The following is a 16,543-nucleotide window of genomic DNA, read 5'->3' as shown; positions in this document are numbered from 1 at the left end:
TTGACACTGACTATAAAATCCCTTATCATTAAAAACAACTTGACGCGACAAGTAAAATTGAAAAATGGGAGTTTTGAATGATGATTGGTGTAGGTGTTAGAGATAAAATGGTTTTAACAAAAGATTTTTCCGAGCAATATTTAATTTGTAAAAATAAGCATGACGAGACAAGTAAAAATGGTTCTCGTATTATTGTGAATAACAGAAATGAGATTCAGTTATTTTTAAGTATTCTTAAAGATAATGTCAAAGTGTACGAACCCGATTTTATTGAAGACAAAGAGATTATTGACTGGCTGTTCGATAAAACAATTGAGGATATTCTAGAAGATTTTAGAATGACTAGAAAAACAATCTTGGAGGTAAAGGATATTCTTCCAAGGATAGGAATTCCAAATCAAATTTGTGAGGAACTTTCTTTATCAAAATATGATTCAAGAGTAAAAAAAGAGTTAGTTCATAAAGTTAATGAACAAAATGTCATGCTTAGTGATTTTTATAGATTGCCGAATACAGATATGTTGTTCTCAAAAGTAATAATAGATACGGAAGAAATAAATCTTGATCATGTTTCTGATGACCATGTTCAATCAATGGTATTGGCAGAAGTTTGTAGACAGTCAACGGTCTTGGCTGCCTCTATTGTACAAGATCCAAAATTGCGTTTTATCGTTACTCAAGACATAAAGAACTACAAAAACTTTGTTGTGAATAATCAACCTAGTTATATTCAGATGTTATGTATGACACCAAAAAAGAAAGGGGCAGGTTTTAGCATGTTCAATATTGTACAAGACGGTAAATCTTGTGTACATGGTTATTTAGTTGGATATAGTTATCTAAGATAGGAGTACAAGTATGAAAAAAATTCTAGAAGTGAAAGAAGTTGAAAAACATTTTAGTCAAGCATCTGTATTAAAAGGAATTTCGGTAGATATTTATCAAGAAGATTTTACGGTTATAATGGGCTCTTCTGGTTCAGGAAAGTCAACTTTCTTATATTGCATTAGTGGAATGGATTCACCTACAAAAGGATGCGTTCATTTGCTTGGTGAAGATATTGTAATGAAAAAGGAAAAAGAACTTGCAGAATTAAGACGAAGAAACATGGGATTTGTCTTTCAACAAATGAATCTATTGCCAAGCTTAACTCTATTAGAAAACATTGTCACACCAGGATATTTGATAGGAAGGAAAAAAGAAGAAGTAAAAGAGGCGGCAATGAATCTACTAGAAAGATTTGAAATTGCTGATTTATCTGATCGTCTTCCTAATCAGATATCTGGAGGACAACTGCAAAGAGCCTCTATTGCTAGAGCATTGATAAATGAACCTGAACTCGTTTTTGCAGATGAACCTACAGGAGCACTTAATTCATCATCAGGTCAAGCAGTGCTAGATATTCTCACAGAGTTCAATACAAAAGAAAAGCAAAGTATTTTGATGGTGACACATGATATTAAAGCCGCAATTAGAGCAAATAGAATAATTTATTTGAATGATGGCCAAATCAAAGGTGAATTAAAACTGGAAGGTTATGTTGATTCGAGAGGAATAAATGATCGGGAAAAACACGTTCTTGATTGGTTAAGTGAAATGGGATGGTGAATTTATGAAAGCAGTTCTCTTAGTAATAAAAGGAAATTTAACTCACAGAAAGCTATATTCTCTCATAATATTCGCTTTTTCGTTTTTCACCTCACTTTTGTTGATTACTTCTGTTGGGATTATCCAAAAACTGCATTCTCAATATCCTGAAAGTTACAGCAAAGCTTCTGAAAGTGATATAGTCTATCTTTTTGATAAAAATAACTTTAACGTTGATGCAGAAAAAAATTTGCTAGCCCAAAAAAATGTAGAAGAAACTCATGTTTTAAATGGTTTCGTTGGAGAACTAAACATTTCAGAAGATAAAACTCAACTGATTCTAACAGAAGCACCTTCTTATAAAAATTATTCTACTAAAAAGGTCCATAATGGCAGTGTAACTTTAGTAAAGAATGAAATCCTTTTACCCTTTTCATATTCAGATACTTATAAATTTAAATCTGGCGAAGAAATAAAAATATTTGGAGATACATATGAAATAAAAGGATTTTTTGAAGATCCGATTTTTGGGTCCCCTTTTTATGAAATGAAGCGTGCTCTAATTTCAGATGAAGCATTATTAAAGCTAAAGAGAAAAGATTCTCCAACTGAGTATAAAAAATTAGTGTTTCTGGAAGCCAACTTAAAACCTTCGAGTGTAAATGATGGAAAACGTTTTGAACATGTGAATGAAAAATTTGAGTACTCTCAGTTTGCACTGAACTATTTCAATAAGAACGATTTAGCAAGATTTCGTACAACAGCACCAACAATAATTTTGGGAATAGTAGTGTTATTCTCACTTTTTCTCCTGATAATCATGATTTTTGTCATTCGTTATATTCTCACCTCTATTATAGAACAAGAACAAAAAAATATGGGGATTCTGAAAGCAATAGGATTTAATGGGACTCAACTACTTTCAATAAATGTTATCCATTACTTATCACTTTCTCTTTTAGGAATATTTTCAGGGACTATCGGTTCTTACTTAATCTCTCCGATTATAGGTAGTTATATGCTAAATGTTAGTGGCATTCTATGGATAGGAAATATTTCATGGGCTATTCCGATTATTATAAATTTCTTGTTGTTACTTTTTATCTTTTTTATAATGTTAACTTCTATCTGGAAAGTTTTTAGCATTCGTCCAGTGGATGCAATCATTGAGAAAAATATGTCAAATTCTCGTTTGAATTTTAAACCTTCTTTTTTCAAGTTTCCTCTTACTATGTTTGGAATAGGAGAAAAAATTAGTTTTAATCAACTGTTGTTCTCATTGGGACAACATCTCTCATTACTTATTTTGCTCGCTTTATTTTCATTCTCAATAATGAATCTTGTTGGTATATCTAAATCTTTTACTACTGTTGAGAATGTCTCCCATATGCTTGGGTATGATGTTAATGATATCAGGTTAGATGTTATTAATAGTGAAAACGATGATACAGAAACAATTCTAGCAAAAATAAATAATGATTATGAGCTAACTTATAGAAGCAGTTTTGACAATTCCCATAGAGTGCAATTAGAAAAAGACGAAAAAGAAATCCAATTGCTAGTTTATAGTAATTTTCCTGAAAGTAATGTTACAAAGGGACGAGTTCCTAAAAAAGATAATGAAGTGATTATTTCTGGAGGTATTGAAGATGATTACAGCAAAACTATTGGTGATAAACTAAAAGTCAAAACGAAAGATGGATTATCTAAACAATACAATATAGTAGGGATTTATAATCAGGTATATGATATGGGGAAAAATATTGGTTTGACTGAAGATGGTGCAAGATCACTTTTAAGTACTTTTTCACCATCCCAATACCTTTTAAAAGTTGAAAGTTCGGAAAACATTGACTCAGTTATTGATCATATAGAAAACACACACAAAGCTCTGTTAGATGGTATTAACCTTTCGAACGAAAGAAAATTTGTTCTGACTAGAATTCAAACCATACAAAATGTCTTATATGTTATCTCTATATTAGTGATTGTAATTTCTTTAGTTCTAATCACTTTAATTACCTATTTGTTGTCTTTAGTTTTAATTAATCGTGAATTTTTTAATTTTGGAGTGATGAAATCTATTGGATTTACTTCTTTTCAGTTAAGAGTTCAATTTGTTTTGCGATTTTTTATTCTAGGAGTAATGGGTGTATTTTTCGGAATGATATTTTATTGGATATCAGATAATGCTTTGATAAACACTATTTTTAGTATGATACACATTGCACAAATCCCCTCGGATAAGTCGTTAAGTTTAATAGTATTCAACATTCTATATATTTTAGTTTTAGTTGTTGGTAATACATGGATTGTTTCTAGGAAAATTAGAAAAGTTAATGTAAGTGTTCTAATTTCACAAGGATAAATATTAGGAGTGATCTAGATGAAAGCTTTCATCAATGAAAAGGTGCTGCATAAGGGTAAAAATTCATTCGTAATCCTTCAATTTCAGTTGGAAAAAATTAATATAGATAATTACGAGAGTGTAGATGAAATGCTAAAGAAAATTAAGAGTTTAACATTAGACTGTAAATATTTATCTTTCAAAGAAAGCATTATCCTAGATTGCAGAAATATACAAAATCAGTTGATGCTATGCAATTTTGATTTTTCATTTTCATACTTAGAGAACTTAGAAGAATTATATATAGCATTGATATATGATCAAATTTTTAATGGATACAGAAATTTTTATATCAAAAAGGAAGAGATCTCATCAAAGTTTAATGATATCATCCTAGATTCAGGTATGAACTTTAATTTTATAAATGAGTCAATTTTTTTGAAAATCAATAGAATGGAGAAGAATTATGCTCATAAGTGAAAATGTTTCATCGATAGAAAATATTAGGGACCTTAATCAGATAGATTACTCACAGTATCAGATTAAAAAAAAATTACTAGTTCGTTCTGCTAGTTTGGCAAACATGAGCTTAGAAGATAGTAAATATCTAAATAATTGTAATATAAGTACTGTAGTAGATTTTCGAGACTACTCTGAGCAGAAAGCGAAAGCAGATAAAGATATTCCAGGAGCAGAGAATGTCTTTCTACCAGTATTAGAGGATATGCAAATGTCTGTCTTAAACGAAAATATTTTATCAAAGTCATTTCCAAAGACATCTTCTCTTGTAGAAGTAGTAATGAGTCAATCAGAAAGAATGAAAACATTCTATAAGCAATTCGTAACTGAAAAGACCGCTATTGAGGCTTATAAAGATTTTTTTTCACTTTTATTAAGAAATGGTGAAAGAGGCAAAGGCACATTGTATCATTGCACTGCAGGTAAAGATAGAACTGGGTATGCTACTGCGTTGATCTTATCTGCCTTGGGTTTTGAAAGAAGTGTAATTTTCCGAGATTATTTGGAAAGTAATAAATACATGCTTCATAGAATAGAGAAGGGTGCGGAAAAGTTTGCCAAATTAGGTATTGATAAAAAGACAATTAAAATTGCCAAAAGAAAATTTTTTGCAAATGAAGAGTATCTTGCCTCAGCATTTGAATTGATTGATGAAGATTTTGGTGGAATCAATACTTATTTAAACAAAGTTCTTGGTATCAATGATGAAATGAGAAAAGCATTGCAATACTATTACTTAAAGTAAATTGTTAGCTCAAGTGATGAGGGCCGAATATTTAATAACGAAAATCGTTCAATTTTCTATAGTTGTAATAGCCGTGCGTAGTAAAAATGAATAGTGGATAACAAGAGGCTGTGACATGAGTCTTAAAAAAAATGCCGGTGAAATGACGATTATCGTTCATTTCACTGGCATTTTGGATAAAATAAAAGAGTATAGGTGGCTGCCTATACTCAAACTTTAATCCTCGAAAGGACCAAAACACATAACTAATTATAACATGGCTCAGCTTACTTTGAATATATCTACTTCCTATGTTCCCAAAAGAGAGAATACTGCCTGGTTTATTCATGAATTAGTTGAGGCTCTTCAGTTCAAGGAACCTTATCTTTTTGATAGACCTCGGGAGTACGATCTTAGTTTAATGCTAAAACTCGTTTTATTTGCTTATACTCGCAGCGTATTTACTAGTCGTAAAATTGAACAACTTGCGGAAGAAAGTTTGCCAGTACGCTGGTTGACGCAGGAACGTGTGCCTTCGTCTCACTCTTTGTGGAACTCGCAACAGTTATTCAAAGACGGATGTAGATGCTACTTTCATGCGGGTTAAAGAAGATCCCATGCATAATGGAATGGCCAGTTGAAGCCGGCCTATAATCTACAGCTTGCCACTTGTGATCAATATATAGTAGGTTATGATGTTTATCAAAATCCGACAGACACAAAAACGTTACTTCCATTTTTAGACAAAATGGATTTGGTTGAAGAAACCGTGATTGTTGCTGATGCAGGATATGGGTCAGAAAAAAATTATCGACAATTGGAGGATCAGTACGCACAACATACTGTGTTAATTCCTTATGCATCAATGCTCAAAGAACAAAGTAAGAAATGGAAAACGGATGAGCGAAAAGTCATGAATTGGACTTATCATGAAGAAGACAATTACTATGTAGATCTAAAGGGTGTACGCTTCAATTTTCATGCCTACCGTCAACGAACGGATAAGGAAGGGTTCGTAAAAGATTTTAAAGAATATCAAGCAGAGAAATATGATCAGAATAAACAAGTTATTCTAGCCGCATTAACACAAAAAGGATACACCAGAAAAATGAGTGTCAACCCTTCCTGGGAATATTTTAAGGCGAAACAAGTCACACTGCTTTCAACTCCTGAAATAGGAAAAATCTATGCACGAAGAAAAATCGACGTAGAACCTGTTTTTGGTCGGATGAAAGCTTGTTTAGGTTTCACTCGTTACCATGTTCGAGGTATGGAAAAAGTGAAGAGAGAAACCGGCCTCCTCGTGTTGGTCCTCAATATGATGAAGTTGGCAGTTGTAGGACGAACTTCAGGACTTCTTACATAGAAAAAATGACCCCCTCACTGAAAATCATTGATAGATTTTCGGGAGGTGGTCATTTTTTTTATTCGTTTAGAGACTACTTATGTCACAGCCTCTTTTAAATTAAAAACCAAAAAGGGCTTACATTTTCGTTATTTACCGTATTTGCCTCTTAAATTGTGGCATGATCATCCTATTTATAATTGCTTAGTTAGATTTTATCATTCAGCAGAATATGTACTATTATATTTTTAATGCCTGTTGCAGTAAGCAATAATTGCTGCTACAACAGGCATAAGAACAGTGACGAGTTAAAATTATAGTAATAAAGAAGGGTGCCCTCCGAATAATCAATGAATAAAATACGTCGCTCGAAGAAATTAGTCTCTAGATATCATAATCATTTCTTCAGTGATTTTTTCCACAATGTTTATAATTGTTTTTGGAGAGCGAAGTTTTCTAGGGATATCGATTGGATAAACTTTCGCTATACGTCCTGGATTCGAGTCCATTAAAATTACTCGATCAGAGAGCTGAACAGCCTGCTGAATATCATGAGTAATCATTACAATTGATTTTGTAGCAATTTGATTTTTTAACCAAATTTCTAATAAATCATTGGATAGCTGGCTAGCAGTGACGATATCTAGTGCGGAAAAAGGTTCGTCTAACAATAGTAAGCTAGGTTCAGTCGCTAGTGCTCGGGCAAATCCAACTCGCTGCTTCATTCCACCAGACAACTCGCGCGGATAGGCTTTCTCAAAGCCATTTAAACCAATCATTTCGATCAAGTTTTTCACTCTTCTTTTTACTTGTTCTCGTGAGAGCCCACTGCGATTTTCTAGACCAAAACTGATATTTTTTTCGACGGTCAGCCAAGGAAAAAGAGCGAAATGTTGGAATACCATACTTATATTTGAGTCAGGTTCTGATATTTTTTTGTTTTCAAAAATGATTTCACCGGTAGTTGGTTGTACGAGTCCTGCAATACTTCTTAGTAAAGTTGATTTACCAGTTCCCGATTGCCCAATAACGCTCAGAAATTCATTGGTTTTAACGGTTAGATTTACGTTATCTAGGACTTTCAAATTCTCCTTATGTCCTTCAATTTCAAATTCTTTATAGACAGATTTCACATTTAACAATTCTGTATTTTCCATAATAGTTTTGCATATTTAAGTATTCAAACCTAAATATACTTCTCCTTTCAGCTTAAGACCAGATCTCATTTGTCAAAATTACTTCTTTTTTAGTCAACATATTTAGTATGAACAGCTTTTACTAGTATTAATAGTGGAACCGATCTTTAGCGATTCGATAAAGAGGTTGCCAAATAAATGCAATACATAGTCCCACAATAAAACACATGGCCAAAGTCCCTAATGCAGACTTGTCTTTTATGCCATCGTTGATCGAAATATAGTGACCTAATCCTGTGACATCAATTTGCTTTTTTCCCCATTGAATGCTTTCAGCAGCGATGTCTGCATTCCATGCTGCACCTGCAGCATTGATAATCGCTGTAATGATGTAAGGTAAAATAGACGGGATGAGATACTTAACCCACCATTGCCATTTAGAAAGCTTAAATATCTTTGTTACATCACGAATCTCATCAGGAATTGCTAAATAACCAGCAATAACATTGAAAAAAAAGTACCATTGGCAACCTACCATGATGAGCGGCAAAGTCCACCATTCTAGCTTGTTAAAACCAATACTTATGAAAATAACGATGAACGGCGTATAGATATTTGAAGGGATCGAACCTATTACTTGTCCAATTGGTTGAACAACATTCAATCGGCGATTATCGCTGGCAACCCAAACCGCTAATGGTATGAAAATCAATCCAGCAACAATCATCGCTAACGTTACTCGTAAAGTGGTATCCAGCATCAATTGTGGAATTAAACTAAAATCCTGATGTGGCAAGAAATAATAAAGTTTGATTGACCAATTTATAATTAAAATAGCTAAGAGAACATACCAAAGAGTTTTGAAAAAATTTCGAAGCTTCGCTACTTTTTTATACAGACAATCCAGCTTAAGGAAATACCAGATATTAGGCAGTTTATAAATCCAGAAAAAACTAAAATTAGCAAATACTCTTGAAAAATATTTAGTTATAGAAGCATGCTGAATCAACTGATAAACCAATGATTTTGGTGGAATTGAACTTTCGATATCCGCTTCATACTTGAAATAGTAGGTAGCCCTGACTAAAGGTTGAAAAACTAAGAAGTTAAGGATTACAACATTAAGCAGTAATGCCAAGATAGCCCATAAGCATGCTTTAAAATCTGCGCGGTCTAATGCTACCTGAATATAGGAACCAATCCCAGGTAGAAAGAGTGTCTTCTCTTTTGACAATACAACAGAAGCTTGCTCACTGGCTACTAAGGCAAACCAGGCAGCAGTTTGCGAAATGATCACATTCCATAGCAATCCTGGAATCGAATAAACAAACTCAAGTCGCCAAAATTTTTGCCAAGGATTATACTTGAATTGATCGGTCACATTGAGCAAATCAGAAGGAACGACTTCCATTATTTGATAAAGTGTCAGCATAATGTTCCAAGCTTGCCCTGTAAAAATTGCAAAAATTGCGACACATTCTAACCCCATCACATTTCCTGGAAATAGGCCAAGTAAGCCAGTTGTTGTAAAGGTTAAAAAACCTAATAGCGGAACAGATTCTAAAAAGTTGACTAATGGTAAAATAATCTGTCTAGCCGTTTTATTTTTTGCTGCCAAAATGCCAAAAATAAAAGAAAAGAGGAAAGACCAGGCCATCCCGACAATCATTCGAAACATCGTGCGAATGGAAAAATAGAAGAGATTGCTTATCGCCAGAAAGTCATTTTGAGGTCTGGCTACTGATAAAAAATCCTCTGATGGCAAACTATTAAGAGGTCGATTCATTTTTATACTCGAGAAAACCATAATAAATAGAAACAAGGTGAGAATGACTATTATAGTAGTGTTTCCAAGAGCTTTCATGAGAGTAGATTTTTTGGTGATTGGTGCTTTTAAAACGTTCAAAATAAAAACCTCCTAAATAATCATATTAGGAGGTTACTCAAAAAAGAAAAGATGATAAGTAATCACGTAATTGAGCTTTGGCTTTCTGAGACGTAAGAAAATAAATTCTAGTTATCTTAGGAAAGCCTTAATTCGACAATCCCTGCTTTACTCGTTACTGTCTCTCGACATTTCCGAGCGATAACCTGTGTTCTTCAGAGTAACCTCACCTAATATGATTCTATTTTGTTGTGCAAATTTATAATACTCGCGAAATAGAATAAAACAACTAAAAATTTGTTGTTGGTACTTTTTAGCAGTACCTATTGTTATTAGATAAGGGTCTTTGATACTTTTCGCTTTTTGTGTAAAAACTTTCAAAAATAATGGAATAGAATGTTTCTCCAAGTGGAGAGGAAATAATTTGTCATTTTTCAAACGGAAGGAAATGTTTTCGAGAAATCAACGATAATCTATCTGAAAACTTATTCCAAAAGTTAACACCAATTAAAGAACGTAAGTTATAAAAAAAGTTTCCTTGTTTATAATACAAATTGGGTGCAAAATTAGGTTGACCTAAAGTAAAGACGCTGGGATGTGGTGAAAATGTCAATTGAAAAATTAGAATATTTCTACGTTATTGCCAAGTACAACAGTCTTTCTAAGGCTTCTCAAGAATTGTATGTCAGCATATCATCTTTGAGCTCTGCTTTAAAAAGTCTTGAAAATGAACTTGGATATGATTTATTTGTTCGGCAAGGGAAAAGGTTGATGTTAAGTGAGAGTGGGGAAAAAATTCTACCTGCGGTTGAAAAAATATTAGAAGAAGTTAAAAAAATTCAATTCCCTTTATATCAAAGAATTGACCAGCCTATATTTAGAGTAGGGGTGAGTGAGTCGGTCCTAATATTTGAAGCGAATGAATGTACAGTAAAAAGAGAAAGGTATCCTATAAACTATATTAATGCCGCGCCATTGGATCTGTTAAATAGATTAAAGGGAAGAGAATTAGACTTCGTAATTACAAATAGCCTAGTTGAAGATTCTCAATTAGAAAGAGCTTTATTGATCCATTCAAAGATTTTGATTGTTGCACATGAATCGTTAGTAAAAAGTGATTTAAGTGAAATTACGTCTAAGGATTTAGAAAAAAGGCCCTTTATAATTTTGACGGATCAATTAGGACACAGACAATTAACTCAAAAAATAGCTGTTTTTTTCAACATTATTCCTCAGTTTCTTTATTGCCATGATAGTTTGGGAGTTCAAAAGTGGATAAATGAAAATAGAGGATTTTTAGTAATTCATGCAGCCGAAAAAGAGTTGCTATCAAGCGATACTATTAAATTCTTTTCTTTACCCAACGAAATGGAAATAGACTATTATCTATATAAAAATAGAAACAATGATCAGTTATTTAATCTTGGAGACGTTGAAGAATATTTAAAAGAAGTATTTGCTGAAATCGAAGGACAAGACAACAGGAATTGAAAATAAGCATAGGTTATCAGTGAATTTAAGTTAGGAAGGACAAAAACACAGTTTTCTTTATTGATTTTTTTCTGTTTGCGGTATCTATTTATCACATGATAGTGCAGACGTAACCTGAATTATAGCAAAAAAATTTCAACATACGAAAGGCAATGCTATAAGAGATTGGAAGTTGATCGATGTGGCCAAGCTTGTCAGACTATGAAAGAAGAACTTGTGAACAAAACAGAAAATCTGAAGGTGAAATACTGATGTTGGTATCAAGTATTTCACCTTCAGATTTTCTATTTTGTAGAGAACTTTTAGATCGTACTCTTTTTCTAAAAGAATATAGTTTACCGATCAAGGAACAAAACCATTTTTTGTTTCAACAATAGGCAATTCGCCAGTTTCAGTATTACCGGGTGTTCCTATATAAGTATTTCCATAGAGCGAGGTTGATTCTTGATCTTCAGAATCTGGATCTTGTACAGAGTAATCACTTTGATAAAGATATTGACCATTCGTGTGGAAGACGAAATCTTTCTTGTCACGGGCATCTTTTTTATCAATGCCCAGACTCACTCTTAACTCATGGCTTACGTATTGGATGCTATCCGGATAAAGTTCAACCATGCTGCGGTTTTGATTGCTAAAGGTTCGCCAATCAAAAGTTAGTTGTTGCTTTTGATAGTTCTCATAGGTCAAACCGTTTTTTAATAATGCTAGAAGCTGATCGGTTGTAATATCTGTTTGGATGTTATTATCAAAGGAGTCGATAATTTTTGTTAGATTTTTGATAGTTGATTTTGATTTTAGTTTTTCTCCAACGGCTTGAATAATTTCTTGTTGGCGAAACCCTCTCATGATGTCGTTATCGCTATGACGTTCTCGAGCATAAGAAAGAGCTTTTGTGCCATCCACATGTTGTGTTCCCTCATCAAAATGAATTGCCCCTGGTCCGTCTTTAGTCACACCATCAAATGCCTGCTTTACATTAATAGTTATTCCTCCAATTGCATCAATAAAGTTAATGAAAGATAAGAAATTAAATACACAATAATGATCTATTGGAATGTTAAATAGTTTCTCTACTGTATTAACAGATGCAGCGGGACCGTTAAAGGTGTAGGCAGCTTCAATCCGTTGATTTCCATGATAGTTTTTAGCAATTATTGGAACAAAACTATCCCTAGGCAAGCTGCAAAAGGTGATTTTTTTATCCTTTTTATTTAACGTAATGATCATCATAGCATCAGTTCTTGTCGTACCCAATTTTCTTTCATTAGTGTTGTCTAAGCCCATAATTAGAAATGACTCGCTGTCATTTTCACTTGAGGACTTAAAGTTATTTTTTATTGGATGATAACCGTCAGCCATCGTTTTTTCTAAATGGTGGTCAGTTAATAAGAAATAAGCTGAGACGGCAATAGTACACATCAAAATTACTGTGATGAGTAATAGGATTTTCTTTTGTGTTGTTTTCATTGGAATACTTCCTTTCTTTTTGACCATAAATTGTAGCCGTGAGATTAACAAATCATTAGCACTTTTGTATAAAAAGCGGGTTTAATTTAAGGACCGTTCAGATAATGTGAGGAAACAGTCTTATCATATTCGGAATAAATGCTAATTGAGACTTGTATATTACGAATGGCTATCTTCTGGTGTATTCACACAACGGGTATTAAATGACCTGTATAGAAAAGAAAATATCAGCAGATATCTGAGTATATAATAACGATAATCGGTAAACGTTGGTAGATGATATTTTAATCTTAATAATATATTTAAAAAGAGAAAAAATAGGATAAATATTGCTTAATAAGCGAAAAAGCTTTACGGGGAAACCAAAAAGCAGATAAGTTATCATTAGGTAATATTGATTTAAAATAACGATTATCCGATATGGTCGCTCGATCAATCATATCTTTCGGTATGTTTTGGATAATATACTTTGCTATTTGGTGACATTATCAGGTTGTTTAGAATTTGAGAGTACGCATAAAGTATGCTAATTGAGTGATCTTTCTGAAAAGACTCAAATTTTTATAAAGAGATTATGTTGGGGTGAGTGAGAGTTTTTTCGGAATATATACGAGGGTGTTTCATAATAATGGGAACTGTATCAGTGAAAATTTGTTTTTTCAAATTCTCAAGAAAAAGGCCGGGAAAAAACTCATGACCTCGTTACAAAGTTTAAAAAAACGATCAAGAATTTTAGAAAAGTTGGCTCTTTTCTAAAGGTAGACATGAGGCAAAATCTACGGGGATTTTTTTAGTGTTATTCGAACGGTAGTAGAAACTGGCTTAGATCTTCGAAAATATCTGATTCATTTATTTGAAAAAAGCACCTAACTTACCTAATCAATCTCCCACTGTATTAGCAGTCTACTTGTCATGAACTGCAGATATTCAGGATAAATGCGCACTGTCTCTCACGCTTACATCCAACCTTTTAGAGAAGTGCTATTGATTAAAAAACACGAAAAGTATGCTGGATAGTATCCTAAACAAAAATAAAACTCATTATTCCGACCGGTATAAAAATAATGTCTATAACAAGAGCTTACGGGTCTATCACTAGAGCATTTCATGTTTCTGGAGGCGTTTGTTCACTATGAAACTTTGAGGAGGATATTGTCCTATGCAAAATATTAATAAGCTGCCTTCATGAATTTAGAAACATTCTATGCTTAACGACATCAAGGTAAGACAAGTAAAGACTTCAATAGAAAAAAACTTTATTCATAATCTTTAAAAAATCTCCTAAAGTTATTTATCCAGACGAAAATCCGTTCGACAAGCTACGCACTGGTAAGATGACCCGCGAAGTAGCTCCTTGAGTAACTGCATGATCATATTATTCAAAATATCAATAATTTGGGTGATGGTTGTTCCTCGATAGCCTGATTCAGCATAAATCCTAAGTAAACTGGTGTTTTTAGGTAACACATTTATCAGATGCAAAACTTCCAATAGTGGTGTCATACCAATTTGCAGGATATATCTTAATATAAAGGAGATTCATGAAAGAAACTGTTATAAAATACCCTTTTCTGACAGTTTCATTTGATAAGTAGAGATTTCTACTAAAATGGATGTCAGAACATGAAATGGATTTGCCTGTATGATGCAATTCCTTTAGGTGATATAGGATTACCTGAGGTTTTCTCTTCTAAAAGAAGGTGATGCACAGATGCTGATTTTTCAATATAATACTTATTTGCTTTCTTGTAACACAATTGAAATAATTTAAAAAAATACTAAACTTACTCAAAATGATTGAGAGTAACCCGCAATCAATTCTATACTTCTGGGGTTAGATAAAATAACCTTGTTAGGTGAGGCTCCTATCCAAACATAGGCTATTGCGCAGAAATGTCGAAAGACACCAATGTGTAAAACAGGAATGGTCGAATTAAGGCTCTTCTAAAAATAGCTAAGAGAAATCTTTACGTTGGATAGTGCTAAAGCTCAGACGATGAGAACCGATTGGTTTGCTGCGTTTTTTTAGAAAGCAGCAAGCACTTATTTACGATCGATGCTGGCTTAGTCTACTCTTTCAAGGGAAAAGAAAGGGATTCTCATGCAAACATCGAATAAAAAATTTCCGCTTTATGGCATAACAACCATTTGTTTTGCCTTCCTCACACTGTTAGTGGCTGCCAGTCCAAATTGGTTTCAACAAATAGACGAAGCAATTTATCACATCAAATGGCAATTAAATGCCCCGATGTTAACGGCTGTCAGTCTGTTGGCAAAAACAGCGACAATTGGCCCTATGTTCCTGATCTTCTTATTATTTATGATTTATCTTCTGCATAAAAAAGAAAAAATCCTTGCCTTTTGGTCAGTTAGTAACCTGTTAGCTGTCGGTTTCTTAGGGAGCGTTTTTAAACATGTTGTCGGCCGAGCTCGACCAACTCTGGGCGCTTTAGCCGATCGTAGTTCCGCGAGTTTTCCTAGTGGGCATTCGCTGTTAGCGATGTGTCTTGTCTGTACAATTTTTATCACTTTAAACTATCTCAATGTTAGAAAAACTAAAGGCATCAAACTTTTTTTAATTGTCTATCTCGTACTGATTGTATTAGGACGGCTCATCTTACGTGTGCACTATCCTAGTGACATAATTGCTGGTATGCTCCTAAGCTATAGCTGGGTAAATTTTTCGTTCAGTATTGTACAACGTTATTTGCAAGCACCTGTAGAAGAAGCCTCAGCCCAACGAAGTCGGCGACATTCTCGTAAAAGAAAAAGTTTATTCCTAGTGTTCAGTTTGACCCTTTTATTTTTAGGAACTCTTTCTGTCTCGGCTTATGGTATCAGCATGTATCATAATTTGAAAAAAACGGCGAATACAATGTATAAACCACGAAAATCGTCAACTAAAAGTCCAGATTTAGCTAAAGGAGAACCCGTTAGTTTCTTAATTATGGGAATTGCAAATGATTCAAAAAGAAAAACGGATTACCGCTCCAATGCTTTAATGGTGGTTACTGTTAACAATCAATTAAAAAAAACAACCATTACCAGCATTCCACGAGACTATTATGTGGAAATGGCGGGCACTAATGGTGAATGGAATAAAATCAATGCGGCCCACGTTTTCGGTGGTGCCGATATGCAAATCAAAACGGTAGAAAACGTCTTACACATTCCTATCAGCCATTACTTTTCTGTGGATATGGATGCCATGAAGGACCTTGGCGATGCTGTCGGTGGTGTCACCGTGAATAACGCCTTTGAATTTGACGCTGAAGGTATTCATTATCCGAAAGGCAAGCAACATTTAGGCGGATGGGAAGCTTTGCAATACGCACGTATGCGTTACGAAGACCCCGAAGGCGACTATGGTCGTCAACGCCGCCAACGAGAAGTTTTAGTTGAGATAACAAATAAGTTACTTTCTTTTAACAGCTTATTAAAGTATCAAGAAATTCTAGATGTTATTGGAGAACACGGCGAAACCGACTTATCCTTTGACCAAATGATGGCCATGTTAAAACAATATACGCCTGCACTAAAAAATATCGAAACCGATCAATTGAAAGGTTATGATTTTACAGGTGATGGTGTGACAGGTATTGAAGGAATCTCTTATCAGCTTGTAGAAGAAAGCGAACGACAACGCGTCGAAAATGCCATTAAAGAACAAATGGGTATTAATACAAAAGAGGATGAACAAAATCAATAATTATATCCCGTATAAGAGGTTGTAACAAAGCGTTCAACTCTAAGAATTAAAAAAATATCCGAAAATAGTTTTTTCTATTTTCTGGATAGTTCGACTTAGGTCCAAAGAAATTGCTTTAGGAACACCATTTATTCGCAAAAAAAGCACGGAGCATAATCATTATGATTAATGTTTCGTGCTTTTTTTGTACATTGAAAAAAATAGGGTTCTTATTTAACGACGTTTAACCTTATCAACTTGATTTTTCGTCAGTAAACGAGAAATTTACAACTGTTGAGCAGGCTTGATAAGCCTTTCTGCAGGACTACATTGAAGTGATAGTGATAAAAAGAA

Annotated in this window: 10 protein-coding genes, 1 pseudogene and 2 riboswitches; of the genes and pseudogenes, 8 read left to right on the top strand and 3 right to left on the bottom strand. The window is 33.7% G+C overall.

All coding sequences use genetic code 11. The features are described from left to right. Positions 1-77: 77 nt before the first annotated feature. From IGI46_RS14495 to IGI46_RS14470, 6 genes and pseudogenes are all read left to right on the top strand, one after another. Positions 78-848, top strand: coding sequence for an AfsA-related hotdog domain-containing protein (locus tag IGI46_RS14495; RefSeq protein ID WP_429973715.1), 771 nt, complete (start codon positions 78-80; stop codon positions 846-848). Between the two features lie 10 nt (positions 849-858). Next, a complete protein-coding gene (locus IGI46_RS14490; RefSeq protein WP_429973714.1) occupies positions 859-1,608 on the top strand; it encodes an ABC transporter ATP-binding protein in 750 nt (249 codons plus the stop codon). Then, positions 1,592-3,955, top strand: a complete 2,364-nt coding sequence (locus tag IGI46_RS14485) for an FtsX-like permease family protein (RefSeq protein ID WP_429973713.1) — start codon at positions 1,592-1,594, stop codon at positions 3,953-3,955. Before IGI46_RS14490 ends, IGI46_RS14485 begins: the two co-directional genes overlap by 17 nt. Before the next feature lie 18 nt (positions 3,956-3,973). Then, positions 3,974-4,414 (top strand): hypothetical protein, encoded by a 441-nt coding sequence (locus IGI46_RS14480; protein WP_429973712.1) that lies wholly within the window; start codon positions 3,974-3,976, stop codon positions 4,412-4,414. Continuing rightward, positions 4,401-5,198: a tyrosine-protein phosphatase gene (locus tag IGI46_RS14475; RefSeq protein ID WP_429973711.1), complete on the top strand. Its 798-nt coding sequence runs from the start codon at positions 4,401-4,403 to the stop codon at positions 5,196-5,198. The genes IGI46_RS14480 and IGI46_RS14475 overlap by 14 nt, the downstream gene beginning before the upstream one ends. Positions 5,199-5,454: 256 nt before the next feature. Then, a pseudogene (locus tag IGI46_RS14470) lies at positions 5,455-6,507 on the top strand (transposase); the annotation flags it as partial. Between the two features lie 392 nt (positions 6,508-6,899). On the opposite strand, the gene IGI46_RS14465 reads toward IGI46_RS14470, so the two are convergent. Both IGI46_RS14465 and IGI46_RS14460 read right to left on the bottom strand, forming a co-directional pair. Continuing rightward, complete coding sequence (locus tag IGI46_RS14465) at positions 6,900-7,679, bottom strand: ABC transporter ATP-binding protein (RefSeq protein ID WP_429973710.1); 780 nt, start codon at positions 7,677-7,679, stop codon at positions 6,900-6,902. Between the two features lie 127 nt (positions 7,680-7,806). Beyond that, entirely contained in the window at positions 7,807-9,522 is a 1,716-nt protein-coding gene (locus tag IGI46_RS14460; RefSeq protein WP_429973975.1) for an ABC transporter permease subunit, read from the bottom strand. 98 nt (positions 9,523-9,620) lie between these two features. Next, positions 9,621-9,788: riboswitch (M-box (ykoK) riboswitch) on the bottom strand. A gap of 361 nt (positions 9,789-10,149) precedes the next feature. On the opposite strand from IGI46_RS14460, the gene IGI46_RS14455 reads away from it, so the two are divergent. Continuing rightward, positions 10,150-11,034, top strand: a complete 885-nt coding sequence (locus tag IGI46_RS14455) for a LysR family transcriptional regulator (RefSeq protein ID WP_429973709.1) — start codon at positions 10,150-10,152, stop codon at positions 11,032-11,034. Positions 11,035-11,376: 342 nt separating this feature from the next. On the opposite strand, the gene IGI46_RS14450 is transcribed toward IGI46_RS14455, so the two are convergent. Next, on the bottom strand, positions 11,377-12,501 hold the full coding sequence (locus IGI46_RS14450; RefSeq protein ID WP_429973708.1) for an LCP family protein: 1,125 nt from the start codon (positions 12,499-12,501) through the stop codon (positions 11,377-11,379). Positions 12,502-14,342: 1,841 nt separating this feature from the next. Further along, a riboswitch (M-box (ykoK) riboswitch) is annotated at positions 14,343-14,509 on the top strand. A gap of 93 nt (positions 14,510-14,602) precedes the next feature. On the opposite strand from IGI46_RS14450, the gene IGI46_RS14445 reads away from it, so the two are divergent. Then, positions 14,603-16,210: a phosphatase PAP2/LCP family protein gene (locus IGI46_RS14445; protein ID WP_429973707.1), complete on the top strand. Its 1,608-nt coding sequence runs from the start codon at positions 14,603-14,605 to the stop codon at positions 16,208-16,210. The last annotated feature ends 333 nt before the right edge of the window (positions 16,211-16,543 follow it).

It is taken from the genome of Enterococcus sp. AZ163, assembly GCF_050498925.1.
Taxonomy (GTDB): domain Bacteria; phylum Bacillota; class Bacilli; order Lactobacillales; family Enterococcaceae; genus Enterococcus_A; species Enterococcus_A ferrettii.
This window is presented reverse-complemented; position numbering and strand designations above follow the sequence as displayed.

Excerpts from the sequence above, each read along its gene's own strand:
- IGI46_RS14495 (WP_429973715.1), top strand. The coding sequence starts at position 78 with ATGATGATTGGTGTAGGTGTTAGAGATAAAATGGTTTTAACAAAAGAT.
- IGI46_RS14490 (WP_429973714.1), top strand. The coding sequence starts at position 859 with ATGAAAAAAATTCTAGAAGTGAAAGAAGTTGAAAAACATTTTAGTCAA.
- IGI46_RS14480 (WP_429973712.1), top strand. The coding sequence starts at position 3,974 with ATGAAAGCTTTCATCAATGAAAAGGTGCTGCATAAGGGTAAAAATTCA.
- IGI46_RS14475 (WP_429973711.1), top strand. The coding sequence starts at position 4,401 with ATGCTCATAAGTGAAAATGTTTCATCGATAGAAAATATTAGGGACCTT.
- IGI46_RS14465 (WP_429973710.1), bottom strand. The coding sequence starts at position 7,679 with ATGGAAAATACAGAATTGTTAAATGTGAAATCTGTCTATAAAGAATTT.
- IGI46_RS14460 (WP_429973975.1), bottom strand. The coding sequence starts at position 9,522 with ATGAAAGCTCTTGGAAACACTACTATAATAGTCATTCTCACCTTGTTT.
- IGI46_RS14455 (WP_429973709.1), top strand. The coding sequence starts at position 10,150 with ATGTCAATTGAAAAATTAGAATATTTCTACGTTATTGCCAAGTACAAC.
- IGI46_RS14450 (WP_429973708.1), bottom strand. The coding sequence starts at position 12,501 with ATGAAAACAACACAAAAGAAAATCCTATTACTCATCACAGTAATTTTG.
- IGI46_RS14445 (WP_429973707.1), top strand. The coding sequence starts at position 14,603 with ATGCAAACATCGAATAAAAAATTTCCGCTTTATGGCATAACAACCATT.